This window comes from bacterium (genome assembly GCA_030654305.1).
Taxonomy (GTDB): domain Bacteria; phylum Krumholzibacteriota; class Krumholzibacteriia; order LZORAL124-64-63; family LZORAL124-64-63; genus PNOJ01.
On record JAURXS010000473.1, the window covers coordinates 1 to 1,177 of the forward strand.

General features: G+C 72.5%; 2 protein-coding genes. Both read left to right on the forward strand.

Features of this window, described 5'->3' with window-relative positions; genetic code table 11:
* The coding region (locus Q7W29_13495; GenBank protein ID MDO9172835.1) for a DUF523 and DUF1722 domain-containing protein at window positions 1–851 on the forward strand (851 nt) is incomplete at its 5' end.
* Window positions 848–1,177, forward strand: a 330-nt coding sequence (locus Q7W29_13500) for a DUF523 domain-containing protein (protein MDO9172836.1), incomplete at its 3' end; no start/stop codon positions are given. The genes Q7W29_13495 and Q7W29_13500, both read left to right, overlap by 4 nt.

Consider the following 1,177-nt stretch of genomic DNA (forward strand, 5'->3'; position numbering starts at 1 on the left):
TGGGCCGCTGGCTGGAGCTGGTGCCGGTCTGCCCGGAGGCCGAGGTCGGCATGGGCATCCCCCGCGAGTCGGTCCACCTGACGGGCGACGCCGCGGCGCCGCGCATGGTCGGCAGCCGCAGCGGCGAGGACTGGACCGAGCGCATGCGCCGCTGGTCGCGGTCGCGGGTGAAGGAGCTGGGCGGCGAGGACCTCTGCGGCTTCGTCTTCAAGAAGGACTCGCCGAGCTGCGGCGCCTGGCGCGTCAAGGTCCGCAACCCCGGCGGCATGCCCGAGCGCAGCGGGCGCGGCCTCTTCGCCGACGCCTTCGCGCGGGCCTACCCCCTGCTCCCCCTGGAGGAGGAGGGCCGGCTCCACGACGCGAAGCTGCGCGAGAACTTCATCGAGCGGGTCTTCGCCTACCACCGCGCGACGCGGCTCTTCCTGGGCAAGTGGACGCGCGGCGACGCCGTCGCCTTCCACAGCCGCGAGAAGTACCTGCTGATGGCCCACAGCCCGCAGCACTACCGCGAGCTGGGCCGGCTGGTGGCCGCGGTCAAGGACCACACCCCGGCCGCCTTCCGCGACCTCTACCTCGCCGGTTTCACGGCGGCCCTGGCCGTCCACGCCACCCCCAGCCGCCACGGCAATGCGTTGCTGCACATCGTCGGCTACCTGCGCGGGCACGTCTCCGACGAGGAACGGCGGCGCGTGACCGCGGTCATCGACGACCACCGCGCGGGGCTGGTGCCGCTGGTCGTCCCGATGACCCTGGTGAAGCACTACGTGGAGCTGCACGACATCGCCTACATCCGCGACCAGTCCTACCTGAACCCGCATCCCCGCGAGCTCATGCTCCGCAATCACGTATGAAAATCGCGGTGAGCCGGTGCCTGCTCGGGGAAGCGGTGCGGTACGATGGGAAGTCGAAACCGTGCGCGGCGGTGCGGAAGTTGCTGGCGGCGCGGGCAGAGCTGGTGGCGGTCTGTCCCGAGGTCGAGGTCGGGATGTCGGTGCCACGCGAGGCGGTGGACCTGCTGGGCGCGCCGGAGGCACCGCGGATGGTCGGCGCGGAGACCGGAGCGGACTGGACCGCGCGGATGGACGCCTGGGCGCGCGGGCGGGTCGCGGACTTGCTGGAGCAGGGGATCGCCGGGGCGGTGCTGAAGGCGCGTTCGCCGAGCTGCGGGATCGGGGAT